General features: G+C 64.5%; 14 protein-coding genes. 4 read left to right on the top strand and 10 right to left on the bottom strand.

The genetic code is table 11. The annotated features are described in order from the left end of the window. On the top strand, nt 1–1,068 hold a 1,068-nt coding region (locus tag CXQ91_RS18365; protein ID WP_104175320.1), incomplete at its 5' end, for a multicopper oxidase family protein. A 505-nt stretch (nt 1,069–1,573) separates the two neighbouring features. Here CXQ91_RS18365 and CXQ91_RS18360 read toward each other — a convergent pair. The 5 genes from CXQ91_RS18360 to CXQ91_RS18340 all read right to left on the bottom strand — a co-directional run bounded on the left by CXQ91_RS18360 (nt 1,574) and on the right by CXQ91_RS18340 (nt 5,196). Further along, on the bottom strand, nt 1,574–2,041 hold the full coding sequence (locus tag CXQ91_RS18360) for a pyridoxamine 5'-phosphate oxidase family protein (protein ID WP_104175319.1): 468 nt from the start codon (nt 2,039–2,041) through the stop codon (nt 1,574–1,576). Between the two features lie 287 nt (nt 2,042–2,328). Then, nucleotides 2,329–2,787: a pyridoxamine 5'-phosphate oxidase family protein gene (locus CXQ91_RS18355; RefSeq protein ID WP_104175340.1), complete on the bottom strand. Its 459-nt coding sequence runs from the start codon at nt 2,785–2,787 to the stop codon at nt 2,329–2,331. Nucleotides 2,788–2,897: 110 nt separating this feature from the next. Next, complete coding sequence (locus tag CXQ91_RS18350; RefSeq protein WP_219816545.1) at nt 2,898–3,653, bottom strand: TetR/AcrR family transcriptional regulator; 756 nt, start codon at nt 3,651–3,653, stop codon at nt 2,898–2,900. A gap of 234 nt (nt 3,654–3,887) precedes the next feature. After that, nucleotides 3,888–4,340, bottom strand: coding sequence for a universal stress protein (locus tag CXQ91_RS18345; RefSeq protein WP_104175318.1), 453 nt, complete (start codon nt 4,338–4,340; stop codon nt 3,888–3,890). Between the two features lie 400 nt (nt 4,341–4,740). Continuing rightward, the gene (locus CXQ91_RS18340; RefSeq protein WP_104175317.1) at nt 4,741–5,196 is read right to left on the bottom strand and encodes a pyridoxamine 5'-phosphate oxidase family protein; all 456 of its coding nucleotides are present in this window, start codon (nt 5,194–5,196) and stop codon (nt 4,741–4,743) included. 613 nt (nt 5,197–5,809) lie between these two features. Here CXQ91_RS18340 and CXQ91_RS18335 point away from each other — a divergent pair. Next, entirely contained in the window at nt 5,810–7,267 is a 1,458-nt protein-coding gene (locus tag CXQ91_RS18335; RefSeq protein WP_104175316.1) for an FAD-dependent monooxygenase, read from the top strand. Nucleotides 7,268–7,362: 95 nt separating this feature from the next. On the opposite strand, the gene CXQ91_RS18330 is transcribed toward CXQ91_RS18335, so the two are convergent. The 4 genes from CXQ91_RS18330 to CXQ91_RS24825 form a co-directional block, all read right to left on the bottom strand. Further along, complete coding sequence (locus CXQ91_RS18330; protein ID WP_258074109.1) at nt 7,363–9,255, bottom strand: transketolase; 1,893 nt, start codon at nt 9,253–9,255, stop codon at nt 7,363–7,365. 345 nt (nt 9,256–9,600) lie between these two features. After that, nucleotides 9,601–9,987, bottom strand: coding sequence for a VOC family protein (locus CXQ91_RS18325; RefSeq protein ID WP_104175314.1), 387 nt, complete (start codon nt 9,985–9,987; stop codon nt 9,601–9,603). A 192-nt stretch (nt 9,988–10,179) separates the two neighbouring features. Further along, complete coding sequence (locus CXQ91_RS18320) at nt 10,180–11,013, bottom strand: hypothetical protein (RefSeq protein ID WP_104175313.1); 834 nt, start codon at nt 11,011–11,013, stop codon at nt 10,180–10,182. 59 nt (nt 11,014–11,072) lie between these two features. Further along, complete coding sequence (locus CXQ91_RS24825; protein WP_181038947.1) at nt 11,073–11,216, bottom strand: hypothetical protein; 144 nt, start codon at nt 11,214–11,216, stop codon at nt 11,073–11,075. Between the two features lie 261 nt (nt 11,217–11,477). Here CXQ91_RS24825 and CXQ91_RS18315 point away from each other — a divergent pair, with 261 nt between their 5' ends. Next, on the top strand, nt 11,478–12,320 hold the full coding sequence (locus tag CXQ91_RS18315) for an alpha/beta fold hydrolase (RefSeq protein ID WP_104175312.1): 843 nt from the start codon (nt 11,478–11,480) through the stop codon (nt 12,318–12,320). 611 nt (nt 12,321–12,931) lie between these two features. On the opposite strand, the gene CXQ91_RS24820 is transcribed toward CXQ91_RS18315, so the two are convergent. Then, entirely contained in the window at nt 12,932–13,171 is a 240-nt protein-coding gene (locus CXQ91_RS24820) for a hypothetical protein (RefSeq protein ID WP_181038946.1), read from the bottom strand. A 411-nt stretch (nt 13,172–13,582) separates the two neighbouring features. On the opposite strand from CXQ91_RS24820, the gene CXQ91_RS18300 reads away from it, so the two are divergent. Next, the gene (locus CXQ91_RS18300) at nt 13,583–14,140 is read left to right on the top strand and encodes a hypothetical protein (RefSeq protein WP_258074107.1); all 558 of its coding nucleotides are present in this window, start codon (nt 13,583–13,585) and stop codon (nt 14,138–14,140) included. Nucleotides 14,141–14,310: the final 170 nt, after the last annotated feature.

The raw sequence follows: 14,310 nt of genomic DNA, 5'->3' as shown, positions 1-14,310 counted from the left end.
AGCACTTTCGACTACGAATACACACTCCCCGAGGACCATCCCCCGGGCGTGTACTGGTACCACCCCCACCACCACGGCATGGTCGCCGACCAGATCTTCGCCGGCCTCTTCGGAGCGATCATCGTCGAGGACCCCGAGCCTATCGAGGCGAGCGTGGAACGGGTGTTGGTCATTTCAGACACCACCCTGGACGGCGTGGGGAACATTCGGCCGGTCCCGGCGATGGAACGAATGATGGGCCGGGAGGGTCAGCTGATCCTGGTCAATGGCCAGAGCAACCCGCAATTCACGGCCCGCCCGGGAGAACGGGAAAGGTGGCGCATCGTTAACGCGTGCGTGGGCCGCTACCTCCGGCTCCGGCTCGACGGACAGCAACTGCAGCTTCTCGGCATGGACTCCGGCCGCTACGCGAAACCGGAGACAGTCGATGACCTGCTGCTCACGCCCGGAAACCGCGCGGACCTCCTCGTGACCACGGCAACCGGCGACTCCACCCTGCGTGCGTTCTACCAGAACCGAGGCAGCATGCCGGGGATGATGGGCCCGGGATTCGCAGCGCCGACCCCTGCGGTCCAGCCGGACGGCACAGCACTGGCCACGCTCCGCGTATCAGGCGAACCGGTCGCTTCCCTTACAGCCGTGCCCGACCATCGGGGGCCCGGAGACCTACGGACATCCGCGGTCACCGCCCGTCGAGAGATCGTCCTGGCCGCCGGCATGGGCATGGGCGGAGGTGCCGGCATGATGCGTTTCACCATCAACGGCAGGGAATTCAACAGGGGGAGAACGGACACAACCGTGTCGGCCGGGACCGTGGAGGAATGGACACTGACCAACACCAGTCCCATGGACCACCCGTTCCACCTCCACGTCTGGCCGATGCAGATCATCGAGGAAAACGGCCAAGGCAAGGATTTCGCCGTCTGGCAGGACGTGGTGAACGTGCCCGCGAACGGGCGCGTGAAAGTCAGAGTGGCGTTCAAGGACTTCCGCGGACGCTCCGTCTACCACTGCCACATCCTGGACCACGAAGACCTCGGCATGATGGGCGTCATCGAAGCGCGGTGAAGGTCGGTGACCGATTTGGCCCCGCCCCCGGTCAACTTCCCGGCATGGCTCAAATTTCGTTTGGTATAGCATCCGACGGCGGCGTTCGCCCGCCGCGTGCCTGCCGTTTCGTGGAACTCGCGGGACTGGGACGCTGTCGGCAGCTGAACCGACGATATGGCTGACGCGCTCACTGGGAGTGCCGCATCAGCGACTTGAGGCAGCACCAAGACAGAAGGAAGGACCCACTGCGGAATGGGTGCGTGAACTGGATATGCGTCGGGCGGTATTGTCCGTGACTGCCATGCATGTGACCGATGACGGCCGTCAGCTAGAGGTCACGCATGGCCTTGTCGTCTCCGCGGCGCAGGCGCATTTGCGGCACTCGAGACGACGTCGACGGCGCGCGGCTGGGACGGGAAGGTGACCGTTCGGTCAGGCGTGGACGCGGGTGTCACGAGCCAACGAATGCCCCATTTCTTGCTTGGCGGGACCGTGCCGCAGATCTGCCCGCCGCAGATAGCCGTCATTCCAGTCCGGCCCGGGTGGCGTCGTCCAGGGGGCTCCACCAGGTCAGCGGCGCGGCGATCGTGAAGCGCCTCCCGCTCACACTGTCCGGGGCAATCTGTATGAAGTGATCCTTGCGTCCTGTCTCCCACGGAAAGAGGAGCAGCCCGACGGTGTCCAAAACCTCTTGGGTCCGTTCGAGGGCCACGGCCTGGCCCTTCACGACGACGCTCCACGCGACTCCAGCATCCGCATCGACGCCGTCGGCTTCCAGGGCAACCGGGACACCCGAAAGCGCAGCGGCGAGTTTTGTCCCCGCGCCCGTACGGAAAACCAGTGTTCCGCGGTCGACTTTGTAATTAACTGGGAAGATGTCCGGATGGTCATTGACCCAGACGGCGAGGCGACCCACCGAAACGCTGCGCAGCAGCCGCCAGCACTCATTCGTTGCGAGGACTTCTGCCGCAGGTACCGCATCGTTCGTCATGGGGCCGAGCGTACGCCTGCACCCGGCGCTTAGACAGGGCCCAAAGACCCGCGAAGGGAATGCTGCCCGGCTCGGATGGAGTGCGACCCTCGTGGCCTCCATCCAGTCCCCCAGGCAGCGCGTCCCCCTAGGCAGGAAGGGGCATCCGCTTACACCGGGTGTTGCAGAGATGCATTCTCAAGATACTCCGGGACCCGGGCGCGCCAGCCCAGCTCCCGCTTGATGCGGATCCTAATCGAAGCTGCGCGTCATGGTCCAACCGAATCTCCTCGCGCTAGCCGAATAGTCTATTCCGGCCGGAAAGCTGTGTCGCGGGGCGGCCACCAGTTTGTTGCCGGACTGATGACGAAACGACGGCCACTGATTTCCGTTGGGGTAATTCGTATCAGACGATCTCTGACCCCCTCCTCCCAGGGTGACGGATCGGCTGGCTGCAGGTCGTCACCGTTGACCGCCACCACCTCCGGGTGGCCCTTGAGAACAACGCTCCATGCGATCGTGCCGTAACTATTCAACCCATCCGCTTCCAAGGCAACAGTTCCCCCCTCAAGCACGGCGGCCAGCTTGGTACCCGGGCCCGTTCGGAAGGTCACCGTTCCGTCCTCAGGCAAGTAATTCACTGGAAAAATCTCCGGCCCGCCGCCCAGGACCACAGCCAGCCGGCCCACGGAGGCGTTCCGCAGATACTTCCAGCAATCATGAACGCTCAGGAATTCCGTCTGGGATCCTGCCTCGGAGGTAGTCATGGTCATGACCCTACGTGTCCCTGGAAGCCGGCAGTAGGGCAAGAGGTCCCCCACACACACGAGCACTCATGCGGGAGCGTGGCGCGGGAGCTTGCTGCGCCCGTGGCCGGTCAGATGCCGTCCTGTTGGGAAGGCGTGTCTTGTTGTTGACGGTCGTGCTCTGTGGGCGGAAGGAAAGAGACCGCCCGACGAACGAGCGACAGATAGGAGTCGTCCGTGTAGAGGCCGTGAGTGAATAGCTCGAGCGCTGGCACTGCCAGATGGAACAGCATTTGCTGTTGTGATTCGCCCAGCCCGAGGGCGCGTTCAATGTGCGGGGCCATCGTGAGCAGACCCAGTACGGTGGCAGCGGTCAACGCCGCCAGTGCCCGTGGGTCATCGGAGGGGCGCATTGTGCCGTCGCTGATGCCGGTCCGGATGATCGTTTCGCTCTCATCGACCAGGACGTCAAAAAATCGCGCCGCCGCCGGCGCGTTCTCGGCCATGACGCGTCCGAGGTAGTCGATTTGGGTCCGGTAGCTGCTGGGGTCGGCCGTGTAGGAGCGCATGACGTCGCCCATGCCCGCCAGCGTGGCCTTTTGATGTGCCCACCCGACCAGAGCCCCGAGCACGTGATCGTCGCAAGCGCGTCGCAGTCCGTCTTCGCTTCCGAAAAGTGCCGCCACGTCATCCGCGTCTACACCAGCGGCCCGCGTGATCTGGTCAAGCGCTGGTTTGCTGAACCCTACGGCGGCGAAATGGGCGACCGCCGCGTCGAGAACTCGCGCTCTCATGCCGTCTTTCTGCTTCTCCGGTGTTAGTGGAGTGGGCCCAGTCACGCTGCCCATCATGGCCGTTCCTACCAACACCCGGATCAGTCCGCCCACGGGAACCTGCCTCCATCCGTTGTCTCTGAAGCCAAAGATGTCCGTTGGGTTAAGTGAACCCCCAAGCCGGGAACTTCGACTGAGAACAAAGCCCTGTCCCTTGCCGCTCTCGAAGCAGAGTCCCGCAGATGACAGCGCAGCGGCTTCAGCTCAGCCCCGGTTAGTGGGGGCTGCTTAGCATCCGGGTGTGTCGCCAGATCCGGCAAATTGTCACGTGTGCATGAAATGCAGGGCTCACTTGCCCCCGGACTCTTGCGCCACCACAAGGACCGGGCAAAAGGCATGCGCTGCGCAGGCGCTACTGACTGAGCCCATGACCTGGTTGAGGAAACCGCCGTGGCCCCGGCGGCCCACGATAAGCAGTTGCGCATCCTTGCTCTCTTCGACCAGAATCTTGGCTGGCGATCCAAATTTCACCGTCGTGGAGAGCCTCGGTGGACGATCCTGTCCGAAAGCAGTCTCAATGGCCTGCTCCACAAGGCGCGTGGCGACCTCTTCCAGCCGGGTCGTCATTTCGGGATTGCCAGGGGGGAGATGGGCAGCCAGGTAAAAATCGGAAAAGCCGACGCATGTGATGACGTCCAGAGGGGCGCCCAGCGCCGCGGCGTAGCGCCCGGCAAGCCGCAAAGGCGCCGGAGAGTATTCAGAGCCGTCAATACCGACAACAATGCGTTCCTTAGCGTTCATGGAATTACCGTCGCCCCTTTATCGGTGCTGGTCTAGGGTCGAAGGTCACCACGGGGTCCAGCCCCGTGCCTGGTCCGGAATTGGACGACCGCCTGCGGGCACCGACGAATCACTCCACCGCTGCATGATCGCCGAGGTTTACGGTCCGCAACGCCGGGTGGATCGCCCTGCCGTTCGGTCTGACATCGGGAGCCCACGCCGTCGTCGTCTGCGAGCACAGGCCCGCTGATCAGGACGCCCGCTGATGTCGTCCGCCCACGACCGGGCCGGACGCAGCCGGTCGTTGGTGCCGAGGCTATGTGCCGCAGACCGCGAAGAAATCACCGCAATCGAAATTAACAGAGTCCCCACCACGCTCATTGATGTGGCAGACACTTGTGCTGTCGCAGCAAGCCTTGTGCTAGTGGAATTCCGTCGCTCGCGGATGCCAGGCAAGAGTGTTCCAAACGTCCTCCCGGTCAACACTGAACCGGCGGCCGCTCACCGACCCGGCGAGCCGGACGTAATGGATTTTAATGCCAGGTTCCCATGGGAAAAGGTGCAGGGCATCGGCAGCTGACTTCTCGGATCCATCCAGAATGACGTGCGCCCTGCCGCGCACCACCACGCTCCACGCCAGACCGCGTTCCTGGTCATACCCGTCACCCTCCAGCGCCGACTCCTCGCGGACGGCGCCCCAAAACTTCGTCCCCATCGCTGTCCTAAAGACAATACTGTCGCCGTCCACCACGAAATTGAGGGGAAAGATGTCCACGTGACCGTCGAGGAGCACAGCGAGCCGTCCGACGGTAACCTGACGTAAGAGTTTCCACGATTCCACTGGCGTTAGCCGCTCCACCACTGGTGATCTGCTCATGTCCTGAGGGTAGTGTCCGGTGCCTGATGGAATCAGGGACTTAAGTCCTGTTGTGGGGTGTCGGCCCTGATCTCCGGCACCAAGAACGACCAAGGCATACGCAACAGCCTCGCCCATGGCGGTGGCTTGCCGCCATGACTGCGGGTGCCAGGGCAAGCAAGTCCAGGGGCGCTGAGCCCAACTGAGTGCACAGGTTGATGCGGGTGGGACCGAGTACGTCCCGGAGACGCGGATCGTCCCGGCGGAGCAGAAACAGCAGCACCGGCCACCAGGGCAGGTTCCTGCCCGAAACAGAATCCGGAGGGCGTAGCCTGAAGTCATTACCCGGAGAAGGCCAAAGCTGAAGGGGAACACCATGACGATTCCGCCGCAACGTGAACCGGCGCCATCGCCAGATCCTGATCGGATCCCACCCCCAGATCCTGAGGGACGCGGCCGGGAGCCCGGAGCCTCTACCTGACGTGCCAGTCGTGCCTGCTGGCGCTGTGTGTCCCCGGTACTTCCAATTTATCGCGCACAAGGGGGCTTGCGGCAAGGCCCCCGTCATGCCTCAAACTGGCTCGGACGTGCCTGGAAGAAGCGCACGGCAAATTGTGGGAGAGGCGGGGCTGTGATGGTTGATGTGATCGTTGCCGGAGGCGGTCCGACCGGGATGGTGCTGGCCGCTGAGCTGACGCTGGCGGGGGTGGATGCGGCGATTGTGGAGCGCCGCCCGACGACGGAGCTGGTGGGCTCGCGTGCGGGCGGGTTTCACTCGCGGACGATCGAAATCCTCGATCAGCGCGGGATTGCCGACCGGTTCCTCGCCGAGGGCCAGCGCGTCCAGGCGGCGTTCTTCGGGAACACGACGTTGGATGTGAGCGACTTTCCCACGCGGCACCCCTACACGCTCGGCCTGTGGCAGAACCACATTGAGCGGATCCTGGCCGGCTGGATCGGGGAGCTGGGTGTGCCGGTCCAACGGGGGCTCGAGGTGGCCGGATTCGCCCAGGACGGCAGCGGGGTCGACGTGCATCTCGCCGACGGCGGGTCGATGCGCGCGCTGTACCTGGTCGGCGCCGACGGCGGGCGAAGTGCTGTCCGCAAGGCAGCAGGCATCGAGTTCCCCGGCTGGGATGCGACCAGGAGCAGCCTGATCGCCGAAGTGGAGGTGACCGAGGAGCCGCCGGCAGGCATGCGCATCGACGAGGTGGGGGTTCACGGGCTGCACCTGATGGAGGACGGGCGGACCATGCGTGTGGTGGTCACCGAGAAGCAACTTGGACCGGCCACCGAGCCCACCTTGGCGGACCTCGGCAAAGCGCTGACCGAGATCTACGATACGGACTTCGGGGTCCACACTCCGACATGGATCTCGCGTTTCACCGACGCCACCCGGCAGGCCGCCGCCTACCGCAACGGCCGCGTGCTGCTCGCGGGGGACGCTGCCCACATCCACGCTCCTTCGGGCGGGCAGGGGATCGGGCTCGGCATCCAGGACGCCGTGAACCTCGGCTGGAAGCTCGCCCGGGTGGTCAAGGGCACTGCGCCGGACAGCCTGCTGGACACCTATCACGCCGAGCGGCACCCCGCCGGGGCCCGCGCGCTGAAGCACACGATGGCACAGTCAATCATGCAGCGGGCGGACCCGCGTATCGGCGCTTTGGCAGACACCGTGATGGGCCTGCTGACCATCGATGAGGTCCGGAAGCGGCTGGGCGGACTCATATCCGGCCTGGACATCCGCTACGACCTCGGTGAGGGGCACCCGCTGCTCGGGCGCCGCATGCCCGACCTCGACGTCGTCACCGCCAACGGACCGCTGCCCGTCTTCGCCCTCCTGCGCGATGCCCGCGCGGTGCTGCTCAACCTCGGCGCGCCGGGCAGCATCGGCCCGGGGCCATGGGCGGATCGGGTGCAGTTGGTGGACGCCACGTACGACGGCGGGTGGGAGCTTCCGGTTATCGGTTCAGTCAGCGCTCCCGCGGCCGTGTTGATCCGGCCCGACGGGCATGTGGCGTGGACGGGAGACGGCACGCAGCGGGGGCTGGAGGACGCGCTGGCCAGCTGGTTCGGGCCTGCACGTCAGTAAGCCCGCCCTCCGGGATCATCGTGTCAGCGAGCATGGCGACCATGGCGAGGATGGCGTTGGCCGCGAGGGCGGTGATGAACGCGGAGTTGGCAGGTTCAGGTTGTAAGGAGGCCGCGGGCGGCTGCGGTGATATGGCGGGCGGAGATGCCGGCGTCGTCGAGCAGTTCCTGTGGTTTGCCGGAGGTGGGCAGTGCTTTGACGGCGAGTAAGACGACGTGGAGTTCGGGGGTGTTCGTGCCGGCCAGGGCTTCGAGGACGGCGGAGCCGATGCCGCCTTCGGGGTAGTGGTCTTCGGCGACGACGATCCTGCCCCCGGTCGCCTGGCAGGTCCGGCGGAGGGTGTCCGCGTCGATGGGTTTGATGGAGTAGAGGTCAATGACGCGGGCGTTGATCCCGACTTCGGAGAGTTGATTGGCGGCGGTGAGGCATTCGTGCAGGGTCACGCCGGCGCCGATCAGTGTCACGACGTCGTCGGGCCCAGCGTGGTGGACTTTGCACCCGCCGAGCGGGAATTGCTCATCCGGCCCGTAGATGACCGGGTAGGCGCCGCGGGTGGCTCGAAGGTAGGAGATTCCTGTGGTGTCTGCCATGGTCTTGACGAGTCGGGCGGTGGAGGGGGCGTCGGCGGGGTAGAGCACACTCGAGGTGTGCACCGGCCGCATGGCGGCGATGTCCTCCAACGCCATTTGCGAGGGGCCGTCCTGGCCGATTTCTACCCCGGCGTGTGTACCGACGAGCCGGATGCTGGCCTGGGAGACTCCTGCCATCCGGATGAAGTCGTGGGGCCGGGATATCAGGAAAGCGGCGAAACTCGCGGCGAACGCGATGTAGCCGCGGACCGAGAGCCCGATCGCGGAGGCGATGAGTTGTTGTTCAGCAATGAACATTTCGAAATACCGTTCCGGGGCGGCATCTTTGAATTCGCCGGCGTGGGTCGAGTTTCCGACTTCGCCATCCAGGACAACGATTTCGGGTCGGGCGGCCAGCGCGGACACGGCTGCGCCGAAGGCAGCCCGGGTTGCCACCTCCTCACCCACCTCCCACCGGGGCAAATTGAAGGCTGCCCCGGGATCGGGGGTGATCGCAGGCATGCCCGGTTTGGGGAGTGCCGTAGTGATCCGCAGGTCGCTGGGACCGCCGAGTGCTGCCACCGCACGTTCGGCCATGTCCTTCGGAAGCGCTTTGCCATGCCAGCCGTTCTGGTCCTCGATCTCGGGAACGCCTTTGCCCTTGATGGTTTTGGCGAGAACGACCGTTGGTTGGTCGGGCCGGGATCGTGCGCGGGCGAGCGCGTCGTCGATCGCGGAAATGTCATGGCCGTCGACGACGAGGGGATAGGCTCCGAAGGACTCTACACGCCGGGCGTAGCGGTCCATGTCCCATTGGATTTCGGTGGGACCGTTCTGGCCCAGGCGGTTGACGTCCACGATGGCGGTGAGATTGCCCAGCTTGTAGTACGCGGCTTTGTCCAGGGCCTCCCAGATGGACCCCTCAGCCAGTTCGCTATCCCCGCACAGGACCCAGGTCTGGTAAGGCAGCCGGTCCAGGTACCGTCCGGCCAGTGCCACTCCGACCGCATCCGGCAGGCCCTGACCCAATGAGCCTGTCGCCACGTCAACCCAGGGCAGGACTGGTGTGGGGTGGCCTTGCAGCCGGCCGCCGAACTGCCGGTAGGTGTGGATCAGTTCGTCCTCCTCGACCACGCCGACGGCCCGGTACATCGAATACAGCAGCGGGGAGGCATGGCCCTTTGAAAAAATGAGGTGGTCGTTGGTCGCCAGCGACGGCTGATCCCAGTCATAGCGGAGGTGCCGCATGAGCAGGACGGCCATAAGATCCGCAGCCGACAACGATGAGGTGGGATGGCCGGAACCGGCCTGTGTGCTGCACCGGATGGAGTCCACCCGAAGTTGCGCCGCCAGGCTTCCGATAACCTCAGCCTGTGCAGCAGCCATAGGCGCCGCGGGCAGTTCCTGATGTTCGGTCATCGCAATCACCTTTCGCCCTTCATCGGGTCCTCGTATCCGGGACGGCTAATACCCGTCATACCCGATGCCGGTTCCGGGCGGAAGACGTGTGTTGCCCGCACACTCCGCCCGCGAGCCGGTCACCGGAGACTTTCGCACGCCCAGAGGGGTCTCTGGGGCGCGCCAAACCCTCGGCGCGGTGATTTCCGGCGTCGGACGTCGTCGGCACATGTCTGTCAGTGACTGGTGCCGGCTTCGTTCGCTATCCAGCTGCTGAGCAGGTTCATGGGCGTCCGTGGACGGGTGTCGGGTTCGGCGAGGTATGTCATCAAGCTGCCAAAGGCGACCGTCAGCGCGCCTGGGACTTCATGCAGCACCCGATCCGTAGGGACGCGTGATCGCCTCGAGGAAATGCCCGTCAGGATCCGCGAAGTAGACGCCACGTCCGCCGTCGTTGTGGTTGATCTGTTGCGGGCGGGACCGTCCCGGGTCCGCCCAGTAGGGGATGCCCCGGGCCTGGATCCTTGCGAAGATTCCGTCGAAGTCTTCCTCGCTGACCAGGAAGGCGTAGTGCTGCGGGGAGATGGGCCGGTCCGCCGTGGCGAAATCGAGGGCTACTCCGTGGTCGAGGGCCACGGTCATGAAAGACCACATGGCTTGGGGTTTCGGCAGTCCGAGCACGTCGGCCAGGAACTCCGCCGAACGGCGCTTGTCCGTTGCGTAGACGATGGTGTGGTTGAAAGCGACCGTCATGGTGACCTCCTCGCGGCGATGACCAGGTGATCGATTCTGGCATTCACAACTTAACCGTACCGCTCGGGGCGTTCGAACGAGCGGTCGCTGAATCGAGGCCCGACGAAGATCTCGGCGTGTAGCAGGTGGATGGCCCGACTATGGGACGGCGTCGACTTTGCGGGTGACCCTTCAACTAGCGCGAAGGCCTGATCAGGCCTCGTCGAGCGGCAGCACCAGCATGTAGCCGGTCGGCAGTTCGCTGCTCCAGCGTCGCGGCTCGCGGACGACGAACTGCGTCGCCAACTGCTCGGGCGTGAGCAGGGTGTTGGGCGCGGGGGACGGTCCCCACTGCTGGTCGCCGTAAGGGTAGAGCGGATCTTGGACGCGGATGCCGGTGACCGAGAACTCCCGGAACTGGTCGGGATCGCCGAGTGACTCGAAGCCGCTCATCACCCATACGTGGCGACCGCGCCACATGACCAGCCCGACCGGCCGGTCCGTGTCGGCGATGGCGCGCGCCGCGGTCTGCAGCGCTTCCTCGTAGTTGGCGATGCTGACAACGGCGTACGGCCCCATCCCGACCTCGGTCACTACCTGCGCCCAACCCAAGGGGTTGGCACCGTTGAACGAGTTGGACGACCGTGCCCGGGCCATCTCCCACAGGTCGCCCTGCTGAACGGGATCGGCCCACGTGCCGGCACCCGTGTCGTCGATGAGGTTGTGCATCATCTGGATGCTCGCCGCCACACACCACTCAAAGGTGTACTGCGGCACGAAGTCCCCCTCCTGGTAGAGGTTGAGGGCGAACGCCTGGGGCACCGGGGTTGGCGTGGGCACCGGGGTTGGCGTGGGAACCGATGTAGGGGTGGGGGACGGGGTCAGGTGAGGAGCGGGGACGTCATCGCGTGCGGCCGGCGGGGCCGAGGAGGTCTGGATTGGTCGATCGGTGGTGGCCTCATCGAGTCTGATCGCGGGCACGCAGGCCGAGAGGAGGGTCGCTAGGACGACGAACCAGACCAGAAGACGGAGCGGGGCACCGATCATGACCGATCCAGTTTATCGCGACGCGGCGGGAATGCGTCGTGCAGGGTGGGCTCGCCGCGTCAGGACAGACGTCGGAATTCCCCCGACCGGAGCTGGACATGGATCGGCAGCACCATCTGGATAGGAGTATTGCCGACCGGCGCATCGAGCAGTTCGTTGATCGAGGTCTGCCCCTCCAGTTCGCCGGTCTGGTCCCTGTCCATGAATCGACAATATCTGCGCCTAGTTGCGGTGAGTACTCAGACACGCATATCAGGACGCAGCCGGGTTTCAACCCGTCGCGGGGGCGTGAGGGTGGATCTCTAGACTTTTCGCACAAGAACGTTTCCGAGAGCGGCCGGGCAGGTCTCAGCCCGCCGTTCGGGACTCGTCGCCCGCGATCTCTTCCAGGCACTGGCCGGCGCACCATGTGCAGTGTCAGGATTGGGGACACGACACACGCGTAGGCCACAGGAGGCACGTGGATGACTGACGGGACGACAGCCGCAACCGAAACGGGATACGCGTCGGTGAACGGGCTCCAGATGTACTACGAGTTGCACGGCGACGGCGACGGCGATACCCCGCTGTTGCTCCTGCACGGCGGGCTCTTCGACATCGAGCAGCAGTTCGGCGCGCTGATGCCGAGCCTGTCTGCCGGGCGACGGGTGATCGCCACGGACTTCCAGGGGCACGGACGCACCAATGACATCGATCGGCCGCTGGGAACTCCCGATCTGGCATCCGATGTCGTCGGGCTTCTCGAACATCTTGGTGTTGACAGCGTCGACGTGTTCGGGTTCAGCGTCGGCGGTGCGGTCGCGCTGGACCTCGCGATCCGCCACCCAGAGCTCGTGCGCAAGCTCATCGTGTCGTCGGTGTCTTTCCGGCCAGAGGGCGACCGTGGCGGCAACGCCGAAGCGGTCGCAGAGATGACGGTGGCCATGATCGCGGGAACCCCGATGGAGGAACGCTACCTCGCCGTGTCGCCGCATCCCGATCGCGAGCACCTGCAGGGCCTGCTCGACAAGCTCGCACGCTACGGCGCAGGCGAAACCGGATGGAGCGACGACGAGATCCGCGGAATCGCCGCCCCGACGCTCTTCACGGTCGGCGACTGCGACATGGTCAAGCTCGACCACGCGGTGAAGTTCCTCCAACTGCGCGGGGGAGACGTGAACGGCGACTTCGAGGGCGTGCCCGCGTCGCAGCTCGCGGTGTTCCCCGGAACGACGCATTTCTTCGGGCTCGCGCGGACAGACCTCGTACGCGACGTCGTGATCACGTTCCTCGACGCACCCGCGCCCACCGGCTGGGCCGATCGGTAAGGTGGCGTGGTTACGGCCGAAAACAGGTAGCTGACACTCAAGCCGGGACGGGGTATGAGGCATTGAGTTTTGAGAGGTCGTTTCCCTGGAGGGGCTTTACCTTGTGCCCTGAGTTAGCACACGCAAAAGCGCCGGCATGTGGTTCGTGTTTGGTTGTGGTACATGGGGCCGGATGTTTACTGCTGCCCGCCGAAGGAGGCCTCAAGGTTGCTGAGGCGGTTGTTCTCGTCGAACCCGACCTTGATGACGCCGTCAAACCGAAGCTCCAAGATGCGAGGCTCGAACTCGGACGGCAGTTTCAAAGGCGAAGACGGGCAAAGCTTTTCCAGGGCCCGGCGCTGGAAGGTCAGGGCCGAGGCGCGGCCCAGTTCGACCTCGGGATGCTGATAGGCAACGACGGCGGTTGACCCACCACCGATGTCGGAAATGAAGTGATGCCGGTGTCGGAACAACGTCAGGGTTCGCCCATGCCCAAAGGAAAGTCCGGGGGCCCGGCCCTGCGGTTCCCAAGAACACAGTGTCGACAGACAGTAATAGACATGTAAGACAGTCCCATAACTCCACCTACCAAGAGCAGCCTCTCTACTCTTCAGCAGTGGATAATCGGTCTGTCAGTTCCGGTTGTGATTGCCCTGCTCACCGTTTTGTTGCTTCCATTCGTGGAACAGGCAAACGAGGAAGTTGAGTTGACCTACGGCGTGGAGATCACTGAGACGACCGGATCGCTCATCAACAAAAGCATCATCTTTACTGATGACGACGGGAACCGCCTCAAGTGCCCGATGCCGAGCAAGAGCGAACTCAAAAACAAGGCCCCAATGGATTGCAAGGATGGCAACGGAGTCGTCCACATGATTGAAGCACTCAAGCCCGTACAGACAGGAAGAGCTCCGCGGACATGGTGCTATCCAAGGCGTTCGTCCCCGGGAACGCTGTTGGTAGTCGGATTGCGTTGTGGTGGGCCCCTGTCCGAGGGCGTCATCCAGCTGGCATCGGTCCGTCGCTAAATCTGTCAGCCTCCAGAAGCGCCCTAGTAAGGCATCTAGTAACGCCCAGACGTGTCACCGGGTTATCCACGCTGCAGGCGACCGCCGCCGGCGGTGGCCGGGCGAAGTGTCATATGTGTCGGCAGATTTTTGCGGAAGAGCACCACTGGAGCCGCCGGAAACATGTCCCTCAAAACCGGGAATTCCGGTCCGGTTCGGAGGCTGATCCGCTAAGCTTGCCGAAGCCGGTCAGCTCCGGCGAATCACGGGGGAACAATGCGCACGACACTTTTCCGGGCAGGTCGCTGCCTGGGCATCCTGGGCGCAGGGAAGAGGCCCACCGGGACCTCCCGCGAACCGGACACCAGGCCAACCTTTGAAAGGCTCCACATGCGCCTCCCCGTCAGGTATTCGATCACCACTGCGACCGCCGTTGCCGCCGCATTCATCCTCAGCGGATGTTCCACCGCCGCACCAGCTCCGGCTCCCGAACCCACGACCGAGACCTCGTCCTCTGCCGCGCCGGCACCTGCTGGCGCCAACCTTGCCGACGCCGTATCCGGATGCGGACTTGACGGCGCCGACGGTGTAGAGCTGACCGCGGACGGGACAAAGCTCTCCATCGACACTAAGGGTCCCCGGGAAACCTCCGGAGCAGCGATGACCGACGTTCAATGCGTTCTGGGCGCCCTGGAAGTCCCGAAAGACATCACGTCGATGATGAAGCTCACCACCTCCACGGCAGAACCCACCGACGCTGCGTGGGAAGATCTGGGCTTCGCCTGGAACTACAGCCCGGAAAATCACTTCCGGCTCGCCATCGTCCAGGTCTGAGTATCCCGGGACGGCGCTCCTCTGACGACCAATCGGGGGAGCGCCGTACACATGCGAGCCGTGACGAGCACACTAACCCCGAGATCAGCAGCCGCCATCCTGGCGCGTTCCCTTAGGGACGACGTGTAGTTTCCGCAGGTCCCGGCCACGCGTCTCACCAGGTAGCGGCC

It is taken from the genome of Arthrobacter sp. Y81 (assembly GCF_002929335.1).
Lineage (GTDB): Bacteria > Actinomycetota > Actinomycetes > Actinomycetales > Micrococcaceae > Arthrobacter.
This window is presented reverse-complemented; position numbering and strand designations above follow the sequence as displayed.